The sequence below is a fragment of the Paenibacillus sp. Marseille-Q9583 genome (assembly GCF_976954365.1).
In genome coordinates this window covers 367,238-387,869 of record NZ_CDRJTB010000001.1, presented here as the reverse complement: position 1 = coordinate 387,869, position 20,632 = coordinate 367,238, and the positions used below count along the sequence as shown (strand labels likewise).

At 43.1% G+C, this 20,632-nt stretch carries 16 protein-coding genes and 1 pseudogene; 14 read left to right on the top strand and 3 right to left on the bottom strand.

Going from position 1 to position 20,632, the window contains the following annotated elements; translation table 11 throughout:
• Positions 1–267: 267 nt before the first annotated feature.
• Both ACWNM1_RS01675 and helD read left to right on the top strand, forming a co-directional pair.
• Positions 268–4,326 (top strand): glycosyl hydrolase 53 family protein, encoded by a 4,059-nt coding sequence (locus ACWNM1_RS01675; RefSeq protein ID WP_449599418.1) that lies wholly within the window; start codon positions 268–270, stop codon positions 4,324–4,326.
• A gap of 307 nt (positions 4,327–4,633) precedes the next feature.
• The gene (gene helD / locus ACWNM1_RS01670) at positions 4,634–7,057 is read left to right on the top strand and encodes an RNA polymerase recycling motor HelD (protein ID WP_449599416.1); all 2,424 of its coding nucleotides are present in this window, start codon (positions 4,634–4,636) and stop codon (positions 7,055–7,057) included.
• Here the strand turns inward: helD and ACWNM1_RS01665 are convergent.
• Complete coding sequence (locus ACWNM1_RS01665; protein ID WP_449599342.1) at positions 7,021–7,503, bottom strand: VOC family protein; 483 nt, start codon at positions 7,501–7,503, stop codon at positions 7,021–7,023. The genes helD and ACWNM1_RS01665 overlap by 37 nt on opposite strands.
• Positions 7,504–7,663: 160 nt before the next feature.
• Between ACWNM1_RS01665 and ACWNM1_RS01660 the strand changes: the two genes are divergently transcribed.
• The 7 genes from ACWNM1_RS01660 to ACWNM1_RS01630 all read left to right on the top strand — a co-directional run bounded on the left by ACWNM1_RS01660 (position 7,664) and on the right by ACWNM1_RS01630 (position 16,002).
• Positions 7,664–8,098, top strand: coding sequence for an Lrp/AsnC family transcriptional regulator (locus ACWNM1_RS01660; protein ID WP_449599341.1), 435 nt, complete (start codon positions 7,664–7,666; stop codon positions 8,096–8,098).
• 99 nt (positions 8,099–8,197) lie between these two features.
• Entirely contained in the window at positions 8,198–9,934 is a 1,737-nt protein-coding gene (locus ACWNM1_RS01655; protein ID WP_449599339.1) for a sensor histidine kinase, read from the top strand.
• A 5-nt stretch (positions 9,935–9,939) separates the two neighbouring features.
• Positions 9,940–11,520, top strand: coding sequence for a response regulator (locus ACWNM1_RS01650; RefSeq protein WP_449599338.1), 1,581 nt, complete (start codon positions 9,940–9,942; stop codon positions 11,518–11,520).
• A gap of 169 nt (positions 11,521–11,689) precedes the next feature.
• Entirely contained in the window at positions 11,690–12,610 is a 921-nt protein-coding gene (locus ACWNM1_RS01645) for an ABC transporter permease (RefSeq protein ID WP_449599336.1), read from the top strand.
• A 39-nt stretch (positions 12,611–12,649) separates the two neighbouring features.
• Complete coding sequence (locus ACWNM1_RS01640) at positions 12,650–13,531, top strand: carbohydrate ABC transporter permease (RefSeq protein WP_449599335.1); 882 nt, start codon at positions 12,650–12,652, stop codon at positions 13,529–13,531.
• 53 nt (positions 13,532–13,584) lie between these two features.
• On the top strand, positions 13,585–15,180 hold the full coding sequence (locus ACWNM1_RS01635; RefSeq protein ID WP_076285012.1) for an ABC transporter substrate-binding protein: 1,596 nt from the start codon (positions 13,585–13,587) through the stop codon (positions 15,178–15,180).
• Between the two features lie 237 nt (positions 15,181–15,417).
• Positions 15,418–16,002, top strand: a complete 585-nt coding sequence (locus ACWNM1_RS01630; RefSeq protein ID WP_449599333.1) for a Crp/Fnr family transcriptional regulator — start codon at positions 15,418–15,420, stop codon at positions 16,000–16,002.
• A gap of 8 nt (positions 16,003–16,010) precedes the next feature.
• On the opposite strand, the gene ACWNM1_RS01625 is transcribed toward ACWNM1_RS01630, so the two are convergent.
• On the bottom strand, positions 16,011–16,730 hold the full coding sequence (locus ACWNM1_RS01625) for a DUF4386 domain-containing protein (protein ID WP_449599331.1): 720 nt from the start codon (positions 16,728–16,730) through the stop codon (positions 16,011–16,013).
• A 230-nt stretch (positions 16,731–16,960) separates the two neighbouring features.
• Between ACWNM1_RS01625 and ACWNM1_RS01620 the strand changes: the two genes are divergently transcribed.
• From ACWNM1_RS01620 to ACWNM1_RS01605, 4 genes and pseudogenes are all read left to right on the top strand, one after another.
• A complete protein-coding gene (locus tag ACWNM1_RS01620; RefSeq protein ID WP_076285007.1) occupies positions 16,961–17,245 on the top strand; it encodes an alpha/beta-type small acid-soluble spore protein in 285 nt (94 codons plus the stop codon).
• A 125-nt stretch (positions 17,246–17,370) separates the two neighbouring features.
• Positions 17,371–17,619 (top strand): annotated as a pseudogene (locus ACWNM1_RS01615) (YiaA/YiaB family inner membrane protein); the annotation flags it as partial.
• Positions 17,620–17,676: 57 nt separating this feature from the next.
• Positions 17,677–17,913 (top strand): YiaA/YiaB family inner membrane protein, encoded by a 237-nt coding sequence (locus tag ACWNM1_RS01610; RefSeq protein ID WP_306035596.1) that lies wholly within the window; start codon positions 17,677–17,679, stop codon positions 17,911–17,913.
• Between the two features lie 27 nt (positions 17,914–17,940).
• Positions 17,941–18,528 carry a DUF1349 domain-containing protein gene (locus ACWNM1_RS01605; RefSeq protein ID WP_449599330.1) on the top strand — a complete coding sequence of 196 codons (588 nt, stop codon included), beginning with the start codon at positions 17,941–17,943 and terminating at the stop codon, positions 18,526–18,528.
• A gap of 98 nt (positions 18,529–18,626) precedes the next feature.
• On the opposite strand, the gene ACWNM1_RS01600 is transcribed toward ACWNM1_RS01605, so the two are convergent.
• Positions 18,627–19,229: a TetR/AcrR family transcriptional regulator gene (locus ACWNM1_RS01600; protein ID WP_449599328.1), complete on the bottom strand. Its 603-nt coding sequence runs from the start codon at positions 19,227–19,229 to the stop codon at positions 18,627–18,629.
• A gap of 136 nt (positions 19,230–19,365) precedes the next feature.
• Here ACWNM1_RS01600 and ACWNM1_RS01595 point away from each other — a divergent pair, with 136 nt between their 5' ends.
• Positions 19,366–20,616, top strand: coding sequence for an MFS transporter (locus ACWNM1_RS01595; protein WP_449599327.1), 1,251 nt, complete (start codon positions 19,366–19,368; stop codon positions 20,614–20,616).
• Positions 20,617–20,632: the final 16 nt, after the last annotated feature.

The following is a 20,632-nucleotide window of genomic DNA, read 5'->3' as shown; positions in this document are numbered from 1 at the left end:
CTATTTAATATCATCTATTCCAGAATAATGGAAAATGAAGATTAAAGCCTATAAAGCTTGCTTAAGCATACAAAATGTTATCTTTTCATCCGTTACTAAATATTTTAACTATTGGTATATTGATTTGTAAGTGCTTACATAACTTAGAACGCACACATATGCATCTAAAAATTAAGAATGGAAGGTGATCAGAACGTGAGAGTTAATCAAAAGGGTATCTCTGCATTTTTAGCAGTGTTGTTGCTGCTAAGTTCATTCTCATTCAACATGAGGAGTGCTTTGGCTGCAAATTCGAACAGTTCTTTAATAGTAAATGGCGGTTTTGAGGACAGTTTCTGGGAAGATGGATCATGGAGTGTCGATACGACAGATTGGGATCAAGTAGAAATTAAGCATTTTGCATATGCCGATGATACTTGGCTAAATCCAGATGAAGGTGCTCATGCTTTCAAATATTGGATTAACAAAGCTGCTACTGGAAACCAGACCATCGCGCTTAAGCAGACCATAACGAGTCTCCCTGCGGGAAGTTATGAGCTCTCAGTCAAGTCGATGGGCGGTACTGACAAGGAAACGGGGAATGTTGAGTTGTTTGCGGGTGACGAGAAGGCATCCGCTGTTGCTACCACTGGCTATAATGCTTGGGGAACGCTCAGCCTGAAATTTATCTTGAAGCAGGATACCCCGAGTCTTGAGGTCGGTGCGAACATAAGCGGCGCTCCAAGCGCATATGGATTTTTGGACAGCTTTGAGTTGAAACAGTTGAGTACGGATACGACCCTGCCGTTGCCGGCGGATATTTTTGTGAAGAAGGTAGAAGGACTCCAGCCTGATTTTATTAAAGGCGTGGATATTTCCAGTATCATTACTTTAGAGAATAGCGGAGTCAAGTTTTACAATGAAAACGGAGAGGTGCAGGATATATTTACAACCGTACATGAAGCCGGGGTTAACTACGTTCGGGTACGGATATGGAATGATCCTTTTGATACAACTGGTAATGGTTATGGTGGTGGTAATAATGATCTGGCAACCGCTATCGAAATCGGGAAAAGGGCGACTGCAAACGGCATGAAGCTATTGGTCGACTTCCATTATTCCGACTTTTGGGCCGATCCAGCCAAACAGCATACGCCTAAGGCGTGGGCAAACTTGAGTTTTGAAGATAAGAAGACCGCGCTTTACGAATATACCAAAGTAAGTCTGGAAGCTCTGCTTGATGCAGATATTGATGTTGGTATGGTTCAGGTTGGTAATGAGACGAATGGACAATTTGTCGGTGAATCTGATTGGACGAAGATTAGCCAATTGTTTAGTGCGGGAAGTAAAGCGATTCGAGAGATCGATTCTAATATTCTGATCGCTCTGCATTTTACAAATCCTGAGGGGGCAGGCAGATATGCTTCCTATGCGAAAACCTTGCAGAATAATAATGTAGACTATGATGTATTTGCAAGTTCTTATTATCCGTTCTGGCACGGCACTTTAAGCAATTTGACATCCGTGTTGACGCAAGTGGCTGATACTTATGGAAAAAAAGTAATGGTAGCCGAAACCTCGTACGCGTATACCGCTGAGGATGGAGATGGACATGGAAATACAGCGCCTCAAAGCTCGGGTCAAACTCTAAACTACCCGATCAGCGTTCAAGGTCAGGCCAACTCGGTTAGAGACGTGATCGAAGCTGTTGCGAATGTGGGTGAAGCGGGAATAGGTGTGTTTTATTGGGAGCCTGCGTGGCTTCCGGTAGGTCCGAAAGATAATTTGGAGCAGAACAAGTCGATTTGGGAAAAATACGGTTCTGGCTGGGCATCTAGCTACGCCAAGGAATATGATCCAAAAGATGCAGGGGAATGGTATGGAGGAAGTGCTGTTGACAATCAGGCTTTGTTTGATTTTAACGGACATCCGCTTGCTTCACTGAATGTATTTAAATACGTTAATACAGGTGCTGTTGCCCCGATTGCTGTAGATGAAGTAAAAGATGTAACGGTCACGGCGATTGCTGGGGAGCCAATCCATCTGCCAAAAGACGTAAGTGTTATTTACAATGATGGAAGTTCGGCAGTGATTCCAGTAACGTGGGATCAGGTTGCGCTTGAGCAAGCCATTAGCCAGGGAGCGGGCAGCTATGTGATCGGTGGAACGGTAGAAGGCGGTCAAGCGGTTAAGGCTTTTCTAATCATTAAAAAGGAGAACTTTATCGTCAATAGTGGCTTTGAAAATAGTGATAAAAGCATGTGGAAAATCACCTATGCTAACGCTAAAGAACCACACACAGACTTCCAAAACAAAGTCTCAGATGCAAAGACGGGCAACTATTCACTACATTTCTACTCTGCGAAAGCAGTGGACTTTAGAGTGGAGCAGACTATTTCTGGGCTGAAGCCGGGATATTATAATCTTTCAATGTTTATTCAAGGGGGAGATGCTGTAAACCCCAACATGAATCTATTTGCTGTAACGGATGGTAAGGAAGTGAAAATAAACACCGGTGTGAAAGGATGGGCACAGTGGAATAATCCTGAAATCCAGGATATTCTCGTTACCGATGGAACCCTTACAATCGGAGCTAATATCAAAGCAGACGGCGGCGCATGGGGATCGATTGATGATTTCTATCTAAGCTTTGTCAAAGGTATTGAGGAACCTGCTATTGTTGATACGGATGCAGAAGTACAAAACATCACTTCTATGACAGCTACGGTTGGAGGAAATATCACTTCAGACGGTGGCGCTAAGGTTACAGAGCGAGGAATCGTATACTCTACTAGTGCCAATCCGACAATTGAGGATGGTAAAGTTATAGCTGAATCAGGTGGAACAGGAGCCTTTTCAGTAAGTCTTGCAGGACTTCAATCTGGATCTACCTATCATGTACGTGCCTACGCAGTGAATGCAACCGGAGTAAGCTACGGACAAGAGATTACGTTTACAACATTAAGTTCTAGTGCAAGCTTGAATAGCTTGGATTTGAGCGGCATAACATTGGATCAAACAGTGAGCGGAAGTGTATACGACTATACAGCGAGAGTACCGTATTCTTTATCTAACTTCACAGTGACGGCAACGGCCAGCGATGCTGTCTATGGTACCTTGACAGTGAGTATGTACAATAGTGCCAATACACTTGTGGCCGGTCCGATAAGTTTGGCAAGTGGGGCAACAAGCATAGAGCTTCCCCTTGAAGTAGGTAGTAACCGATTGGAGTTATCCGTAATTGCCCAAGACGGCACAGGTACGAGATACACAGTAACAATAACGAAAGCTGCGCAAGATAACGGTTCTGATGGTAATGGAAACGGTGGTAATGATGGTGATAGTGCCTCTAATGTCGTACTTCCGGTCATCTCCTCCAATGGGAAACTGACGCTTCCTGTAGGTCAAACGGGTGAAGTCAGATTGGATAATGGGCTTGTGATTTCAATTCCAGCTAATGCTTCAGGCAAGCAGTTGGTATTAACGATTGAGAAAGTGCTCGATTCGCAGAATCTTCTCCGCAATCATGAGATTCTCGTAAGCCCGATCTATGAAGTTCTAAAAAACTTCGCGGAGAACTTTAGTAAACCAGTCACGCTAACCTTTGTGTTCGATTCAGGACAAGTGAAGAGCGGCCAAACTGTAGCGATCTTTTATTATGATGAAGTGAAGAAGAGCTGGGTGAAAGTTAACGGCGGCAAAATAGATGGAAATTGCATTGCTGCAGATGTGGATCACTTTACGAAGTTTGCTGTACTCGTAGTGGATCAAGCGACTGGATTACCGGTAACCAATGCATCTACTGAACCGACAACAGAGGCTCAATTTAGCGATATCTCGGGACATTGGGCACAGGCCAATATTAAGAAAGCGGTGAGCACAGGGATCGTCAAGGGTTATACCGACGGAACGTTCAAACCGAATGGTGCGGTGACACGTGCTGAATTTGCGGTGATGCTGATGAATGCGCTGAAGCCAACTGGAAAAGGTGTGGAACTGGGCTTCACAGATACAATCCCTGCTTGGGCCGAGAAGTCCATTGCACAAGCCTTAGAGGCGAAGATTATACTCGGCTATGAGGATGTTACCTTCCGTCCGGCAGCGAGCATAACACGTTCGGAGCTAGCAGTTATGATCGCTAGAGCAGCAGGGGTAGATTTAACAACGGCGGCATCAACAGGCTTTGCTGATGATAGCCAAATTCCTGCATGGGCAAAGGACGCGGTTGCAGCCGTGAAGAAATCAGGCATTGTGAGCGGACGTAACGGTAATGTATTTGCACCAAATGAGACCGCAACAAGAGCAGAGGCAGTAACCATTATCATGAATCTGCTACAAACTAAATAGTAAGCTTACTGTAGTAAGAAAAAGACCGTCCTAAGGACGGTCTTTTTGTCTATTCTCTATATGCGCCCAAGCTTGGCATTCAAAAAAAGAAGAACTAGCAGACTCTGCTGGTTCTTCTTACTTATATAAATAATTTGCATGCAAAGAAAGATCGTGATATTATAAAATAATCACTGTTGATTTCACGAATTTACACATAAGTGTAACATCTTATCTACAATATTATAATACCATGTGGATTAACAGTTTGTCAAATTTTAATTTTTGCTTCTTTATAACAAGAATGAAAAGGAGCGTGTTCGTGAAGATGGTAAACGTAATGGATTGGCAGCAAGAACAAGATCGGCTTGATTTGGTTACGGAAAAGCTGCAATTAAGAATCGCAGAACTAGAACCAGAAGTGACTGGGTTACGTGATCAGGTGGTGGACATTCGCAAGCGGTTTTGGGAAGAAGTCACGGTCAATACGAGCACAGACGAAGATTTCGAGGAGACCTTTTACAGCATAAAGCAGCAAGAAGCGTTGCTCTCCGAGCGGGAACGCAGTCACCGGCAACGGGTACAGCGTTTTAAAAATATGAAACGGCTACTGCCATCCCCCTATTTTGGGCGAATGGATTTTCAAGAAGACGGCTTGAGCGCAAGTGAGAAAATTTATATCGGAGTGGCTTCTTTCGTTGATGCAGACGGTGTGGACTTTCTGGTGTATGACTGGCGAACGCCTATTGCAAGCATGTACTATGATCATTCCCCAGGGCCATCTACTTATGAAACGCCGGGAGGACAAATTACAGGTGAAATGACGCTGAAGCGGCAATATCAGATCCGTTCCGGTCAGCTCCAGAACGTGTTCGATACGAGCTTAACGATCGGGGACGAATTGCTTCAGCAGGTGCTTGGTAAAGGCGCAGATTCACAAATGAAGAGCATTGTGGCGACCATCCAGAAGGAACAGAACGCCATCATCCGTAATGACAAAAGCCGTATGCTTATTGTGCAAGGAGCGGCTGGCAGCGGAAAAACGTCCGCTGCGCTGCAACGGGTAGCGTATTTATTATACAAACACCGCGATAGGCTCAAGGCCGACCAGATCGTTCTTTTTTCGCCAAATCCGATGTTTAACAGTTATGTATCGACGGTGCTCCCAGAGCTCGGCGAAGAGAATATGCAGCAAACGACCTTTCAGGAGTATCTTGCCTATTGGCTCGGATCCACGATGAATTTGGAGGACCCCTTTGAGCAGATTGAATATGTTCTGACATCACAATCCTCACAGGGGTATGAGGCACGGTTAACGGGGATGCAATATAAGGCTTCTGAGGCTTTCCTGCATGCTCTTCAAAGCTACGCGTTATGGTTAGGCAAAGAAGGTATGCTGTTCCACAGTATCCGTTTCCGGGACCGCGAGTTGATTACTGCGGAGCAAATGAAATCGCAATTTTACAGCTACGACAGCTCTATCCGATTGGCTAATCGTGTTGCTTTACTACGTGAATGGCTGCTGCGTGAGCTGACTAAGCTAGAGCGTCAGGAAATGGAAGCGCCCTGGGTTCAAGATGAAGTCGATTACCTCGATAACGATCAATATGCCGAAGCTTACAGTGAGGTGCTTAAGAAGTACCGACGAGAGGAAGCTGTCTTCGATTTTACAGAGCAATATCTTGAAATCTATGGCGATTTTCGTACTCAGAAGGACGGGGAAGAGAATGTCTTTGACTTTAGTTCGCAGGAAGATGAGTTGCTGCGTCGTATGATCGTGAAGGAGCACTTCAAACCGCTAAGACGGGATGCCAAACGGTTGAAATTCATAGATACGCTTGGATTATACGAGCAGTTATTTAGGGATGAAGCCACTTATCAGACAATGACGGGTGAGACCGAAGTACCTGAGGAGTGGCCAGAAATCTGTATGCAAACGAAGGAAAAGTTGAGCCATACCGAGCTGTTTTATGAAGATGAGACCCCATTCCTGTATTTAAAAGAGCTTATCGAGGGTTCTCGCACGAATACAATGGTGCGGCATTTATTTATTGACGAGGGACAGGATTATTCGCCGTTCCAATTCGCGTTTCTCAAGCAATTGTTTCCCCGCGCCAGCATGACAGTACTCGGCGATTTCAGTCAAGCGATATTCCCGCAAGCGACGAATCTGCAAGAGGTGGATTCTCCTTTGATCCGGCTTTATGGTGAAGAGGAAACGAACCTATTTCGTTTAATCCGAAGCTATCGTTCGACTCGTGAGATTGTGAAGTTTACGAAGGCGCTGCTACCTAATGAAGAGATCGTGCCTTTTGACAGGGGCGGCAAGAAGCCGCACCTATTGAAGGCTAGCAATGAGGTGGAGCGGGCGGTGCAGATAAAAGAGGATCTTGCGGCGCTTATGGCCGAAGGTCTCGACTCCATCGCCGTTATTACTAAGACTGCTGCGGAAAGCCGCGAAGCCTATGAAGCATTGCTTGCTCAGGGGGGCGAGAATCTGCGGCTTATTACGAAGGAGACGCTCACCTTTGAGAAGGGAACGCTAATTATTCCTGCGTATCTTGCTAAGGGCGTAGAATTCGACGCCGTGCTAATTTACGATGCTTCTACGCAGACTTATCATCGGGAGAGCGAACGTAAACTCTTTTATACAGCTTGTACGCGCGCGATGCATCGGCTTCTGCTATACACGACAGGCGATTGGTCGGACTTTATTCAAGCCTTGGATACCTCTTTGTATGAGGAATTGTAATTAGACATATCAAAATCAACCTCTTCAAGAAATTCGATAACTTCCCCATTGGGGCTGTGAACGATCGCGTTCTTGATCAGAAGAGGCGGTTCACCAAGAGAAAGCGAATCTGGTTCTATAAAAGCCTTTGCTCCATGAGCAAGGGCTTTTTGGTACATTTCATCTACGTTATCCACATAGAAGGCGAAATGTAAGAGTGCTCCGTGAGCTATATCCTCTTCGTACAAGGCTTTTTTCCCTTGGGCGGCAATGACTGCATCGTTATCAAAAATCTCTATGCAAGTTCTTTGATCAGGTGAAATAAGCATCGAAGCTTCTTTGATTTGAAAGGAGGGCAGACTCCAATGATGACCTAACTTAAATCCTAAGGCGTCAATGTAAAATGAAATTGTTGCTTTATAATCTTTGGCTTGAATCGCTATATGTGCAAAACCTTTTACGCTCATTTTTAATCGCTCCTATATCTAATGTACTATTTATTATAGTTGGATTAAAATAGGAGATACATATATAAGATAAGTGTTTTATACTGACACGGTTATTGAATATAAGGTATTTTAGTTGAATGGGTTTATTTTTATTAAAAAGAGCTAGGAGGCGCTTAATATGGAACATCTTATGGATGATATTGATAAAAAGATTATGCAATTATTGCAGTACAATGCTCGAATGCCCATTTCACAAATCAGCAAAGAGGTTTCGATGTCACAACCATCCGTTAAAGAAAGAATCATTAAGTTGAAGGAAAGGAACATCATATCGGGGTATCACACAGCTTTTAATTTGCGGGATCTGAACCGGGGTACGACTACTTTTATTCTAATCAAAACAGAACATTGCCAAGAGCTCACCGATTTTTGCAACGATGCTATGGAAGTTACCGATTTGTTCCGCATTAGTGGAGAATATAATTATCTCATTAAGGTACAGACCTCAACGATTGAGGCGCTTGCTGAATTTCAAGATCACCTTATAAAGTTCGGACCTTCCAAATCGCATATAAGCTTGAAAAATATTTTGGAGAACAGAGTGCTACTCTAAAGCGAAGTTTCCAAATACAAGATATAGTAACCGCTTTCTTTTCATTGTAAAATGGGTCAAAATAGCAGTCGTGTGGATACGTATAAAAGGAGCATGCTCATGGAGAGGAAAGGGTCTAGTAAAAAGTATATTCCATTCACATACAAGATGATGATTCCGTATCTCATTCTTGTATTGCTGACAGATGTGCTGGTTGGCTATATAGCCTATACAATGCTCGTAGAGTCCAGGACTGAAATGGCGGAAACGAATGTCCGGACTGCATTGAAGCAGACGAGGAACAACATCGAATACCAGACAGATGAAATCAAACGTATGACCAACTCGCTGTTTCTAAATACGAATTTTCAGAATGCCCTTCAGTTCAGGGGAGATCCTTTGGAAAACATGCTCAAAATGAGAGATGATATCGTTCCTTATATGAAGGCCCCTCTGCAACTGTATGGGAACAAGCTGAGACTTGCGCTTTTTACGGTCAATGAGACGATGCTTGAAATTACCGGTGATGATATGTCGACACCTATCGGTCGAAGTGATTATTATGTTCTTTCTGATCAGGTGATCGAGAATACGGAGTGGTTTAAGTCGATTGTTGCGAATAATCAAGACAGTTTGTGGCTTCAAGCGGATACCGACCGTGAGCTAGGTAATATTTCATATTTCCGCAAGCTTGTTTCTTCCAAGGCAGCACCTGCGATTATCGGATATATTCGCGTTACGGCGAGGATTGATGAGCTATTTGGTAATTTTGATACTTTTCCGATTGAACAGGGGATTGAACTTCGTTTGTTGGATAGGGCTACAGGAATGACTTTGTATGAACAAGGTGTTGCTGCTGAAGATACGAAACAAGATGCTTATTTAATTATTAGTGAAGATATTCCGGTATCAAGCTATGTCATTGAGGCGCGCGTACCTCACTCTTATTTGAACAAAGATGCTAGTAGAATGCGGAAAGTGATTAGTACCGTTTGTTCCATCAGTTTTTTGGTGATGGCTATTATCGGTTTTCTAGTTGCACGTATATCTGGCAAGAAGATCAAGCGGATTGTGTATTTGGTTCGATCGTTTCAGGAGGGGAATTTTTATAAAAGAATCGGATTTCCGGGGAACGATGAATTTGTCTATATCGCTAATAGCTTCAATCAAATGGCGACCAGCATTCAGGAACTCATCCGGAACGTCTATGTGCAGGGCATTCAGAAAAAGCAAGCGGAGCTGGATGTGCTTCAAGCCCAGATCAGTCCGCATTTTTTGTACAATACGCTGTCGACCATCGGCAGTCTGGCCAATTTGGGGGAAGTGGAGAAGGTTACGCAGATGGTACAAGGTCTCTCCAAATTTTATCGACTCACATTAAACGATGGGCATGTATATATCTCCCTTGAAAATGAGCTGGAGCAGGTGAGGATGTATCTGGAAATTCAGAGAGTGAAGTATGCGGACGCTTTTGAGATTTATTATGATGTCGATCCGGAAATTTTACAGGTGCCTATTATTAAGCTGATTTTACAGCCGTTTGTGGAGAATATATTCAAGCACGCCTGGTTCGGGGAGACTATCGCGATTCGTATTACTGGAAAGCGGCTGGGTGACCGCATCGAACTCAAGGTCATTGATAACGGGATCGGCATGCGGCCGGAGACACTTCAAAACATGCGATCAAGCGCGTATCAACCAGGCAGCTACGGTCTGAGAAACGTGGAAGAACGAATTAAACTGCGATACGGGAGCGATTTCGGCATTCAAATCGGTAGCTATTTTGGAGCGGGAACGACAGTTCAAATTATTTTACCGGTGGAAAATGCAGAGATCAGAGAAGTGATGGGGGAGTGAAGAGTATGGCGATGGAGATCAATGTTCTGCTGGTGGATGATGAAGTAATCGATTTAGAATGGCTTAGACGGCGTGTAGCCGGCAGTGATCATTTGCCTTTGCATAGCGTGAGAACGGCAACAAGCGGGTTTGCCGCTCTGAAAATGATGGAGCAGCACCCTGTTGATATCATTCTCTCTGATATCGGTATGCCGATTATGTCAGGCGTGGAATTTGCACGGAAAGCGAAGGAGATTAATCCAGAGGTCCATATTCTATTTATTAGCGGACACCAGGATTTCAATTATGCCAAGGAAGCGATTCAATTGAATGCATACAGTTATTTGCTTAAGCCTGTGGATGATGACGAGCTGAACGAGACGCTGACCGAACTCTGCACAAAGATTGAGAAAGAGAGGACACAGCGTACTTCCTTGTCGGAAACGCTGACGCTTGTTAATCAGGAGCTACTGCTGCGTTGGTTTAACGAGGCTGCACCGGGACAGGTTGAAACGCACATTCACAACGTTCTCACGCCATACTTACAAGGTGCATCAGCGGTTGCCATCATTGAGATCGACGACATGGCGCGAAAAATCCAAACTTGGACGGAAGAAGAGCGGAGTTTATGGAGCAGCACTGCCAATCAGTATATCCGGAAGTTTGCTCAGGATCAAAATTTGGGCATGGTGATTACGACTTATGACTATCACTTTGTGATCCTTGCTGCGGTTCAGGAACAATATTTTACTGCTTTGCTGGAAGAGTTGATTCGGGCGTTCTATCAGGAGTTCTCCTGTTCGATTACGATCGGAAGAGGAATGTACACAACCGACCTGGTCAAGCTACATGACTCCTATCGGCAGGCGCAGGCCGCTCTAAGCATTAAATGGATCGTAGGGAAGAATAGGTTGATCCAAGATGCCTCGGAATGGTCTCCAAAGGAAAAGATGGCTTCGGACTTAGAGGTTATTGTGGATCGTATGCTTAAAGCTATGCTCGACTACGACCTTACCACTATTGATGATTGCTTGCTTCAGCTATTTGCCGGAGACAGCCCGATCTCCCAGAAAAACGACATCTACGATATCATTATCCGGATTACCTCTAAGCTTCATGCTGATCTGCAGCAAATGAATGAGCATTTGTACGAGATTTTGAATTGGGATTCTCATCATCCTTTTGTGCTGTTTCAGTTCGAAACGGTGCATGATATCCTTTCGTGGCTGAGAAGAAGATTCTTTGAACTGTCGGAGCTGCTTTATTTGAAGCGCCAAAGGCAAAAGCGCAAGTTAATTGATGAAATCACGGAGTATGTGAAAGAAAGATTAGATCAAAAAATAACGCTAAACGAGGTCGCCGCACATTTCGACTTTACCCCTAACTATCTGGGGCATCTGTTCAAGGTCGAAACCAATAGTCTCTTCAGCGATTTTCTAAGTGAATTGCGTATGAAGCGGGTATGCGAGCTGCTCGAGGATCCAACGAAAAAAGTATATGAGATTGCGGAACAAGCCGGATATAAAAACATTATTTATTTCAATAGGCAGTTCAAGCAATATATGGGCATGTCGCCCGGCGAGTACCGGAAGAAAAATAAAATCTGAATCGATTACTTATTGAGGAGGCTCATGTTCTATATGGAACAGGGGCTTCTTTTTTATCGAAATTGTTTATGAATCGTTGAATTAGTATTATGTTTAGTTGTTTCGCTGAATTATCTCACCGCCGCCGTCCTTTTATAATGAGAGATATAGAGAAGAAAGGGGTGCAAAGATGAAAGGGCATACATTTTGGAGCGATTTAAAAAACTATAGGGTTCTGTTGCTGATGCTGGCTCCGGCGGTTGCTTTTTTTCTTTTGTTTGCCTATGTCCCAATGGCGGGCATTATTATTGCCTTCAAGCATTATGATTACGCGGGCGGTATTTTTGGAAGTGCCTGGAACGGGCTTGATAACTTCCGCTTTTTCTTTGAATCAGGAGATGCCTGGCGGGTAACACGGAATACAGCATTGTACAATATTGCATTCATCGTTGTAAATAACTCTTTGCAAATTTTTGCAGCCATTATGTTGTTTGAGGTCGGTGGCAAATGGTTCCGCAAAATTACGCAATCGGCGTTGTTTCTTCCCTACTTTATTTCATGGGTAGTTGTCGGCGCGATTGCCTATAACCTGCTCAATTATGATATTGGTACTGTGAATGCACTCCTTAGAGGACTCGGGTTAGAGCCTGTTGATATTTACAATACGCCTGCCTACTGGCCGTATATCCTAGTTCTCGTTTCCGCTTGGAAAGGCCTTGGATACGGAACGGTAATGTACTTGGCCGCGATTACGGGCATAGATACTGAACAGTATGAGGCAGCTGAAATCGATGGCGCCAATATTTTTCAGCGGATCCGGAAAGTGACGATTCCAAATCTTTACCCGACGATTATTATTTTGGTGCTGCTGGCGGTCGGGAATATTTTCCGCGGTGATTTCGGGATGTTTTATAACATGATCGGCAATAACGGTTTGTTGTTCTCTTCGACGGACGTTATCGATACTTTCGTGTTCAGATCGCTGATTACTTCGAATGATATCGGCATGTCGGCTGCGGCTGGCGTTTTCCAGTCCGTTCTTGGCTTCGCAACGATCATGACTGTGAACTATGCTGTTCGTAAATACGATAAAGACCGCGCCTTATTCTAACCGCATCAGAGGTACAGTTTTCATAATGGAGGTAACGATATGAAGCAGCTCGATCGTAAAATATTCTCGGGTATTGGTTATGTATCCCTAATCGTTCTCGCAATTTTATGTATATTCCCGTTTATACTTGTCGTATCTTCATCGCTGACGGAAGAGTCAAAAATATTAACAGATGGCTATCAATTTATACCTACGGCCTTCTCAACAGAAGCCTACAGCATTTTGTTTAAGTATCCCGACCAGATGATTCAAGCCTATATGGTGACCATAGGCGTTACTATAATAGGCACACTGTTTGGTTTGTTTCTGACTTCGATGACGGCTTATGCGCTATCCAGAAAAGATTTTAAATGGCGTAATAAATTTTCGTTCTTCTTTTTCTTTACAACTTTATTTAACGGGGGTCTGGTTCCTTGGTATCTGCTTATGGTCAATTACCTCCATATCAAAGATACATTGCTGGCTTTAGTAATTCCGATGATGCTCAATGTCTTCTACATCATTGTTATGAAGTCGTTTATGGGCAGCATTCCGGAAGCAATCGTAGAATCGGCTAAAATAGACGGTGCAGGCGATTTTAAGATCTACGCTCGTCTAATCTTGCCTCTCTCTAAGCCGGCGCTAGCGACTATTGGTTTGTTTCTGGCTCTTGCCTATTGGAACGACTGGTACAATGCCCTTCTATTTATTTCCGATGAGAAGCTGATGCCGCTTCAATATTATTTGTACAAAATGCTTGGCAATATGGATGGCATGCGAAAAGCCATGATGGGTGCAGGAGCAGTCGTAACCACATCGATCCCAAGCGAGAGCTTGAAGATGGCAATGACGGTTGTAGCTACAGGTCCGATTCTGCTCGCTTATCCATTCGTTCAGAGATATTTCGTTCAAGGCTTGACGATTGGCGCGGTGAAAGGATGAGCCCGGGGAAATCCGGTTTATCAATATAATTAATACAAGGGGGAAGGCTTGAAATGCTGAGAAAAAATAGATTCATTATGCTCGCACTCGTTTTAACCTTCGTAATGATTTTGAGCGCATGTGGTGGTGGCAACAACAATGCCAATACACCCGCTAAGGCTACCAATAATGCCGCTGAGGTAACAAGTGAGCCCACAGAAACAGCGAGTGCAACGAATGCAGCCGAAACTTCAGATACCATAGACACCTCTAAAGAAGTAAAGTTGAAAATGATCTTCGTTGGGCCTAAACCGATAGACTATGATAGTGTTTTTGCTGAAATTAACAAGAAACTGAAAGAAAAAATTAATGCGACCCTTGAGGGCGAGTTCTTGGACTGGTCTGACTGGGCTCAAAAATATCCACTGAAGCTGGCGGCAAATGAAGATTTTGATCTCATCTATTCGGCAAACTGGGCTGGTTATAATGATCAGGCGCTGAAAGGCGGATTTCTAGAATTGACCGACGAGCTGCTTACCAAATATATGCCGCAAACTAAGGAAGCTATGTCAGATGTGAGCTGGGATCAGGCAAAAGTAAACGGTAAGCTGTATATGGTTCCGCAAAACAGAGGAGAGTCTGTTGAAAAGCTGATTCTATATCGTGAAGATTTGCGTAAGAAATATAATCTTCCTGAAATCAACAGCCCGGAAGCATATGCTACCTATTTGAAGACGATAGCTGAGAAGGAAAAAGGAATTACACCTTTCACTCCGGAAACGGGAGACTGGAAGTATCATAACTTGGACCGTGTATTACTGAAGCAGCAAAACGAATGGAATATGTTTGACCTGGATCTTCCGTTTGCCTTCAAATTGACCGATGAAACAGGCAAAGTCTTTAACGTCTATGAAACGCAAGAGTTCAAGGATCTACTCGTGTATTACAAAGATCTCGCTGATAATAATGCCTGGTCGAAAAACGTTCTGAATAGCAAAAATGATCATCAGGCGGATTTTAAAGCAGGCAAAACGGCCTCGATTACGCATAATAACGGAACACTTGGAGCACTTATGGCCTTGATGCGCCAAGAAAATTCTCCTTATGAAGTGGCACTAGCCGACATCAACCAAGGGAAGAAAAAATCAGTGGCGATTTCTACACAAAACGGTACGTCGATTCATGCGACTTCCAAAAATGTAGAACGTTCCTTGATGCTGATCGATCTGATGCAGAATGATAAAGAACTGCACGACCTGATGATGTACGGAATTAGTGGCGTGCACTATGAACCGGTTGGCGACACCAAATATAAAGCACTCGACAAAAATCCGAACTTTACCGGCTTCTCTAATTGGAACTTCAACTCGCCACTCAACCTTGACAATGAAGCATTCCCGCAAGAAGCTAACGATCTGGCGAAGGGCTGGGAAGCTAACGTCTACCACTATGCCCTTGAAACCTTTGTATTCGACAATAGCAAAGTGAAGACGGAAATTGCTAATGTGGGTAATGTAATGCTCCGCTATGCCATTCCGCTCGAGTATGGCGTAATTAAAGATATCGATAAAGGCCTTGCAGATTTGAACAAACAGCTGAAATCAGCTGGCATTGATAAAATCCAAGCTGAGCTGCAAGCACAAATCGATGCTTTCTTAGCGAACAAATAAGACACAGGATAGTGGAGGCCCAACAGTCATAAAATGGCTGTTGGGCCTCCCTGTTTTGGGGATCGTCCGAATATAAGGCTTACTAGTGGACACTGCTGTGCGGCGTATGAAGAGTTGAAAGGTTGGATTTGTCTTTGTATGAGCTAGTATAATAAGGAAAGAAGCTCCCTCTCGGGAGCCTAAATAGCTTCAAGCGCATCATAAGCGGGCCATTAGCTTCGGAGATTGGAGAGAGATATGAAAAACATATTGTATAAGTATATGAGTAAATTTACATCTCTTAACGAAGAAGAACAGCAGGATATTGTTGAAGGTATCCTTATAGAGGAATTTAAAAAGGGGACAGTGCTTCTTAGACAAGGAGATGTTCCCACAAAATGTTTTTTCGTGCTAAAGGGTTGTGTTAGGCAGTACTCGATAGATGAATCGGGAAAAGAAGTCACATCTAATTTCTACACGGAAGAGCAAGCGGCTTCGATTTTTAATCGGCATCAAGAAAGTAAGCCCTCTGCGTACACCTTAACCTGTCTGGAAGATAGCACATTGGTGGTTGGTGAACTTAATGCGGAACAAGACATGCTTCACAAACACTCGCAATTGGAAACGATGATCCGCAAAATGGTAGAGGAAAACTTAGGTGAGGTACAGGACGAATTAACTTCATTTATCGCTTCCAATCCTGAAGAACGTTACAAAGCCTTGTTGCGAAAAAGACCTCACTTACTCACTCGCGTACCTCAGCATCAATTGGCCAGCTATCTGGGGATGACACCAGAGTCATTAAGCAGGATTAAGAAGCGGGTTCATTCCAGTGATAACTAAAAAGAAAGTCATATACTTTTGTGGAGTTTTCCTCCTCTAAGCAGCAGCCATATCCCAAAGCCTAGTTCTCCTACAACCATAGGAATAATGAAAACGTAATTTAATGTTGTAATGACCCCTTCGTATTGTGGAAGAAATATTTTGCTTAGATGAATGATCATATAACCTATTGAAGCAAGCAGCAATAAGATGCCGATTACTTTAGGGATGATGTCAGATTTTAAAGCTACATAGCCCACAATTAACAGATGCCCGCCAAAAACGACCAACCCCATAGACCAAATCCATTGAAATGCATCCAGAAATAACATTACAAATGCTTGATTCTGTTCGATTTTTAATGAGGAAAAGTCTATCGTATTTCCCGTGAGCAGTAGCACAACTATCAAGTTTAGTATAGCTATTCCCAATAAAGCGGAATAGGTTAGACGAAGCCATGCGCCGAGTAATGAAAGCTTTTGATTAATAGGTTCTAGAAACACATAAAACGCCCAGGCAACCAGGATGTCAGTAATCATAATGATGATCCAACCCAAAATTTCGCCTTTGAAAAGGTTAGTGGATGACACAATGTTATTGAATGTGACGCTGGCATCGCCCTCAACAACAAGATTCCCATGGACAAACCCATACGAAAAAAATGAGGCAAGGGTCATGATAATAAGTGAGATTCCAGCAGTTAAAGCCGATTTTCGCTGACTCGATAGGACTTTTTCTGAGATAGCCATAAGATACCCTCCTAAAGGACCTTTTATTTTCATTGTAATTAGGAGTTGTATGGCGGGCATTGACTTAAATCAAGAGTGCATCATTCTCTTGCACAACCTGTACCATTTCATCGGTACCCTGACCGCAGTTGGCCCTTCGCCCTTCTTGGAAATAATCGGAGCAACTCATCAGGGGTGGAGGTTCCGATTTCCGGGCATGTTACTTAAAACATGTTAGGAGGGGATAAGGGATGTCAAGAAGAAACAGGAAATATGCAGTGCCGGGAGTTAATCGCGGAATGCAAACGTTTAAAGCCGAGGTGATGCGGCGCGAGGGTTATGATGTAGATCCGGAGCGGCCTGATGATGTGAAATATGAAGTCGCAAAAGAACTTGGAATCCCATTGGAACACGGTGAGAATGGACATTTGAGTACAGAATCAGTGGGTCAGATTGGCGGAAAAATTGGTGGATCGATGGTCCGTGAGATGATTCGGCTCGCACAGCAGCAATTGGTGGATCAGGAGAGGGAATAGCATTTTTTCTAAATTATAAGGTTGCAGAAAATGTAAGAGGCGGCTTTAGTCCTGTATTTCCTGGGACTGAGACCGTTTTCTTTGCGTTTTCCCAAAACAACCTAATTAATGGTAGAATTTTACCGATGTTCCACGGTATAGTGAAGAAGGTTATAACACCATTCAATTCTGTATTGGGAGAGGAACGTCAGATGAATCAGAGGTATCGTAAACGCAACACAGCTGCTTTCACAGGGGTATCGTATTTTGCATTGGCTGCAGGTCTTTTTCTATTCTGTTTGGGGGTGTACAACGACGACTGGGAATTGAACGTGAAAGGGTATTATTTGCTTTGTATGGTGTTAATTACGATTAGTTGTATCGTTGTGCAAAAGGTCGTTAGAGACAATTCAGAGGATAAGGAAATTAAGCTGGAAAATCCGAAACACAGGATGAGAAATACAGGGGCTTTCACAATTATGGCTTTTGCAGGCTTGGTTATTGGGTATGTAATGTTCTTTATTGGTCTGTACAATGCTCCATTTCAATTGAATGTAAAGGGGTATTATATAGCTGTTATTCTGTTGATTTCATATAGCGCCGTTGGCGTTCAGAAAGTGACGAGAGATAACGCGGAGGACAAAGAGATTCTCGCCGAGCAAGATGCCAGGAGGGACATTCAAGGGTAAAGAGGGACCAAGATAAGGAGCAGTGAAATGAGCTTTATAAAAGAAAATCTCTTTTGGCAACATCCAACAGGCACTTCTTCTATTACAGATAACAAGATTGAAATTGTAACTAAGCCTAATACTGATTTTTGGCAACGCACCTATTATGGGTTTAGAAATGATAATGCACCTGCACTACTGATGAAGACTGATGAGAAATATTTTTCTTTTATAGTGAAGACTGATTTTGATAGCGCTCATAGATTTGACCAGTGTGGAGTAATTGTCTATCAGGACAGTGACAATTGGTTCAAGGCATCAATCGAATATGAGAATGAAGAATATCAAAGATTGGGTAGTGTGGTTACGAATCACGGATATTCGGATTGGGCTACAACAGATATCGATGCAACAATAAAAACAATGTATTACAGATTAAGTCGGCGTGAGAGTGACTTCTGTGTTGAAAATTCTCTTGATGGGATTACATTTAAACAGATGCGTATTTTTCATTTGTTTGAAGGGAGCGAGCATATCAATTTTGGTTTATATGCTTGTAGCCCAGAAGATTCGTCATTTAAAGCAACATTCACAGAATTAGAAATCACAGATTGTCAGTGGTTAGAGCATAAATAAAGTTAAGGAACTAAGATTAAGCCAAAGGAGCCTCGTGAGTAATGACGAAGCTCCTTTTTATTTTAAAATCTTTGTATGTTAACAAAGTTTTGAAGGAACTAACTGGGCTCGCGCAGGCACTCATTTTTTAAATAAGCAGCAAAGCTCTTGATATTCATCCGTATGTGCCGATTATTGCCTTCGAGCTTGCTCATCATGATACCGCCCTCCATGATGGAAAGGGAGAAGGTAGCTAATGCCTCAATATCAAGGTCTGCTTTGAATTCACCGCTTTGAACACCTTCGGATATGATTTTCTTTTTGGATTCTAGTGTGCCTATTAGGGCTTGCTGGGCTCTTTCACGTAAGCCTGGATGACTGTCGTCGCTTTCAATAGCCGTGTTGAGGAGCGGACAACCCCCAATGAAAGGTGGTGCTTCAACTACTTTCTCGTACACATGTAAATATGCTAACAGCTTTCCAGAGGCCGTTTCTTGCTGACTAATGGCATGAGCTAGTTGGGCCCCCACAATACTACCCGCATAGCTAAAGGCTTCATATGCAATCTCATCCTTACTGGAAAAATGACGATAAATGCCACCTTTCTTAATGCCTGTCAATTCAGTTATATCAGATAAGGATGAGCCCGAATATCCTTTCTGGTTAAACAGTTCAGCGGCTTTAGCTATGATGTAATTGCGAGTCTTCTCCCCCTTTTCCATTATCATCCTCCGTCCTTAATTGTATATGTACACGTAGTATAACAAATGAAATTATTCTGTTGCAAAAAAAAGCATTTATGCTAATATAAAAGATACCGATCGGTATCTTTTATATTAGACAAGGGTGGAAACCATAATGGAAACGACATGGTTTAAGGAATCCAGGTATTCATGGATTGGATTAGGATCTCTCTGGATTATTGGATTTATTGGTGCATTGACCCGCTTTAGCTTGTCTTTTTTTCAGGTGCAAATATCGACGGATTTACAGATTAGCAGGGGATTTATCTCAATGGCATGGTCCACCAATTTATTCATCGTAGCTGTATGTGCACCTTTGGGGGGCTGGCTCGTCGATCGTTATGGTACAAAGAGGATACTAATGTTAAGTGCAATTTTGAGTACTTTGGGTACTGGTATTGTCGTGTTAGGCCACCATCCTATTGTCTTTTTTATTGGATACGGTGTTATCTCTGGTTTGGCAGGTATTGGGGCGACGACGAATTATATATTGATGTTTGAATGGTTTAGGCATCATCGGGCTAAAGCAATGGCTTTGCTGGCGAGTGCCTCTTCTGTAGGATTAGCGATTATTACGCCCATTTTCGTATCCGTGGACTGGCTGACGTGGAAGAACGCCTTTATGGCTTCTTTTATCCTAGGTGTTTGTGTGTCACTTCCCGTAATTTGGCTAGGAATTAAGGCTCCACAACAGAAGAATAAGGACAAAGATGAATCGAATCATTCAATAGAGGTCGAAGGGCAAGGCATATTAACTAGAATAACTCCATCGCCCAAGAAATTTATCCATCTTCCTATTTTTGTCGTGGTCGCCATTGCGCTGTTCACCTGCGGTATCAATATGGGATCCGTCGAGATGAATTTGGTAGCCATACATCAGTTGGCAGATGTATCACCAAGCATGATCGCCCTATCTATGAGCATACTTGGAATTATGGAAATCACGGGGGCGCTCATTTGCGGCTATTTTCTGGACCGATACAATAAATTAATGATGATGTCTCTATTGTATGGCATACGTATTGTAGGTTTTGCTTTCCTCTTTATGCACTTAGGAAGTTCACCAATTCTTTTTGCTATAGCGTTCGGAATTACCTACTTAAGCGCATTACCAGGTGGAATGCTAGTTATTAATGAGCTTGCAAAGGGTAAAGGAAAACAAACCGGTGTTCTACTTCTCATGCATCAGGGCGGCGGTATAGTAGGTGCATTAATTGGAGGCCTATCCTTTGATTATTTTGGGGATTATCAGAACTTGATTGTTGTTGATGTTATAATCTGTATCCTCGTAACGATAGGTTACTTCGGATTATTCACGACACATAGAAGGAAGCTTCTGATTGATAATAAGAAGGTTCATGCATAATTGGCTACCTTGTCCT

What these genes read in the sequence shown, in the direction of transcription:
- ACWNM1_RS01675 (WP_449599418.1), top strand. Translation starts at nt 268, where the DNA reads ATGAGGAGTGCTTTGGCTGCAAATTCGAACAGTTCTTTAATAGTAAAT.
- helD (WP_449599416.1), top strand. Translation starts at nt 4,634, where the DNA reads ATGGTAAACGTAATGGATTGGCAGCAAGAACAAGATCGGCTTGATTTG.
- ACWNM1_RS01665 (WP_449599342.1), bottom strand. Translation starts at nt 7,503, where the DNA reads ATGAGCGTAAAAGGTTTTGCACATATAGCGATTCAAGCCAAAGATTAT.
- ACWNM1_RS01660 (WP_449599341.1), top strand. Translation starts at nt 7,664, where the DNA reads ATGGAACATCTTATGGATGATATTGATAAAAAGATTATGCAATTATTG.
- ACWNM1_RS01655 (WP_449599339.1), top strand. Translation starts at nt 8,198, where the DNA reads ATGGAGAGGAAAGGGTCTAGTAAAAAGTATATTCCATTCACATACAAG.
- ACWNM1_RS01650 (WP_449599338.1), top strand. Translation starts at nt 9,940, where the DNA reads ATGGCGATGGAGATCAATGTTCTGCTGGTGGATGATGAAGTAATCGAT.
- ACWNM1_RS01645 (WP_449599336.1), top strand. Translation starts at nt 11,690, where the DNA reads ATGAAAGGGCATACATTTTGGAGCGATTTAAAAAACTATAGGGTTCTG.
- ACWNM1_RS01640 (WP_449599335.1), top strand. Translation starts at nt 12,650, where the DNA reads ATGAAGCAGCTCGATCGTAAAATATTCTCGGGTATTGGTTATGTATCC.
- ACWNM1_RS01635 (WP_076285012.1), top strand. Translation starts at nt 13,585, where the DNA reads ATGCTGAGAAAAAATAGATTCATTATGCTCGCACTCGTTTTAACCTTC.
- ACWNM1_RS01630 (WP_449599333.1), top strand. Translation starts at nt 15,418, where the DNA reads ATGAAAAACATATTGTATAAGTATATGAGTAAATTTACATCTCTTAAC.
- ACWNM1_RS01625 (WP_449599331.1), bottom strand. Translation starts at nt 16,730, where the DNA reads ATGGCTATCTCAGAAAAAGTCCTATCGAGTCAGCGAAAATCGGCTTTA.
- ACWNM1_RS01620 (WP_076285007.1), top strand. Translation starts at nt 16,961, where the DNA reads ATGTCAAGAAGAAACAGGAAATATGCAGTGCCGGGAGTTAATCGCGGA.
- ACWNM1_RS01610 (WP_306035596.1), top strand. Translation starts at nt 17,677, where the DNA reads ATGAGAAATACAGGGGCTTTCACAATTATGGCTTTTGCAGGCTTGGTT.
- ACWNM1_RS01605 (WP_449599330.1), top strand. Translation starts at nt 17,941, where the DNA reads ATGAGCTTTATAAAAGAAAATCTCTTTTGGCAACATCCAACAGGCACT.
- ACWNM1_RS01600 (WP_449599328.1), bottom strand. Translation starts at nt 19,229, where the DNA reads ATGGAAAAGGGGGAGAAGACTCGCAATTACATCATAGCTAAAGCCGCT.
- ACWNM1_RS01595 (WP_449599327.1), top strand. Translation starts at nt 19,366, where the DNA reads ATGGAAACGACATGGTTTAAGGAATCCAGGTATTCATGGATTGGATTA.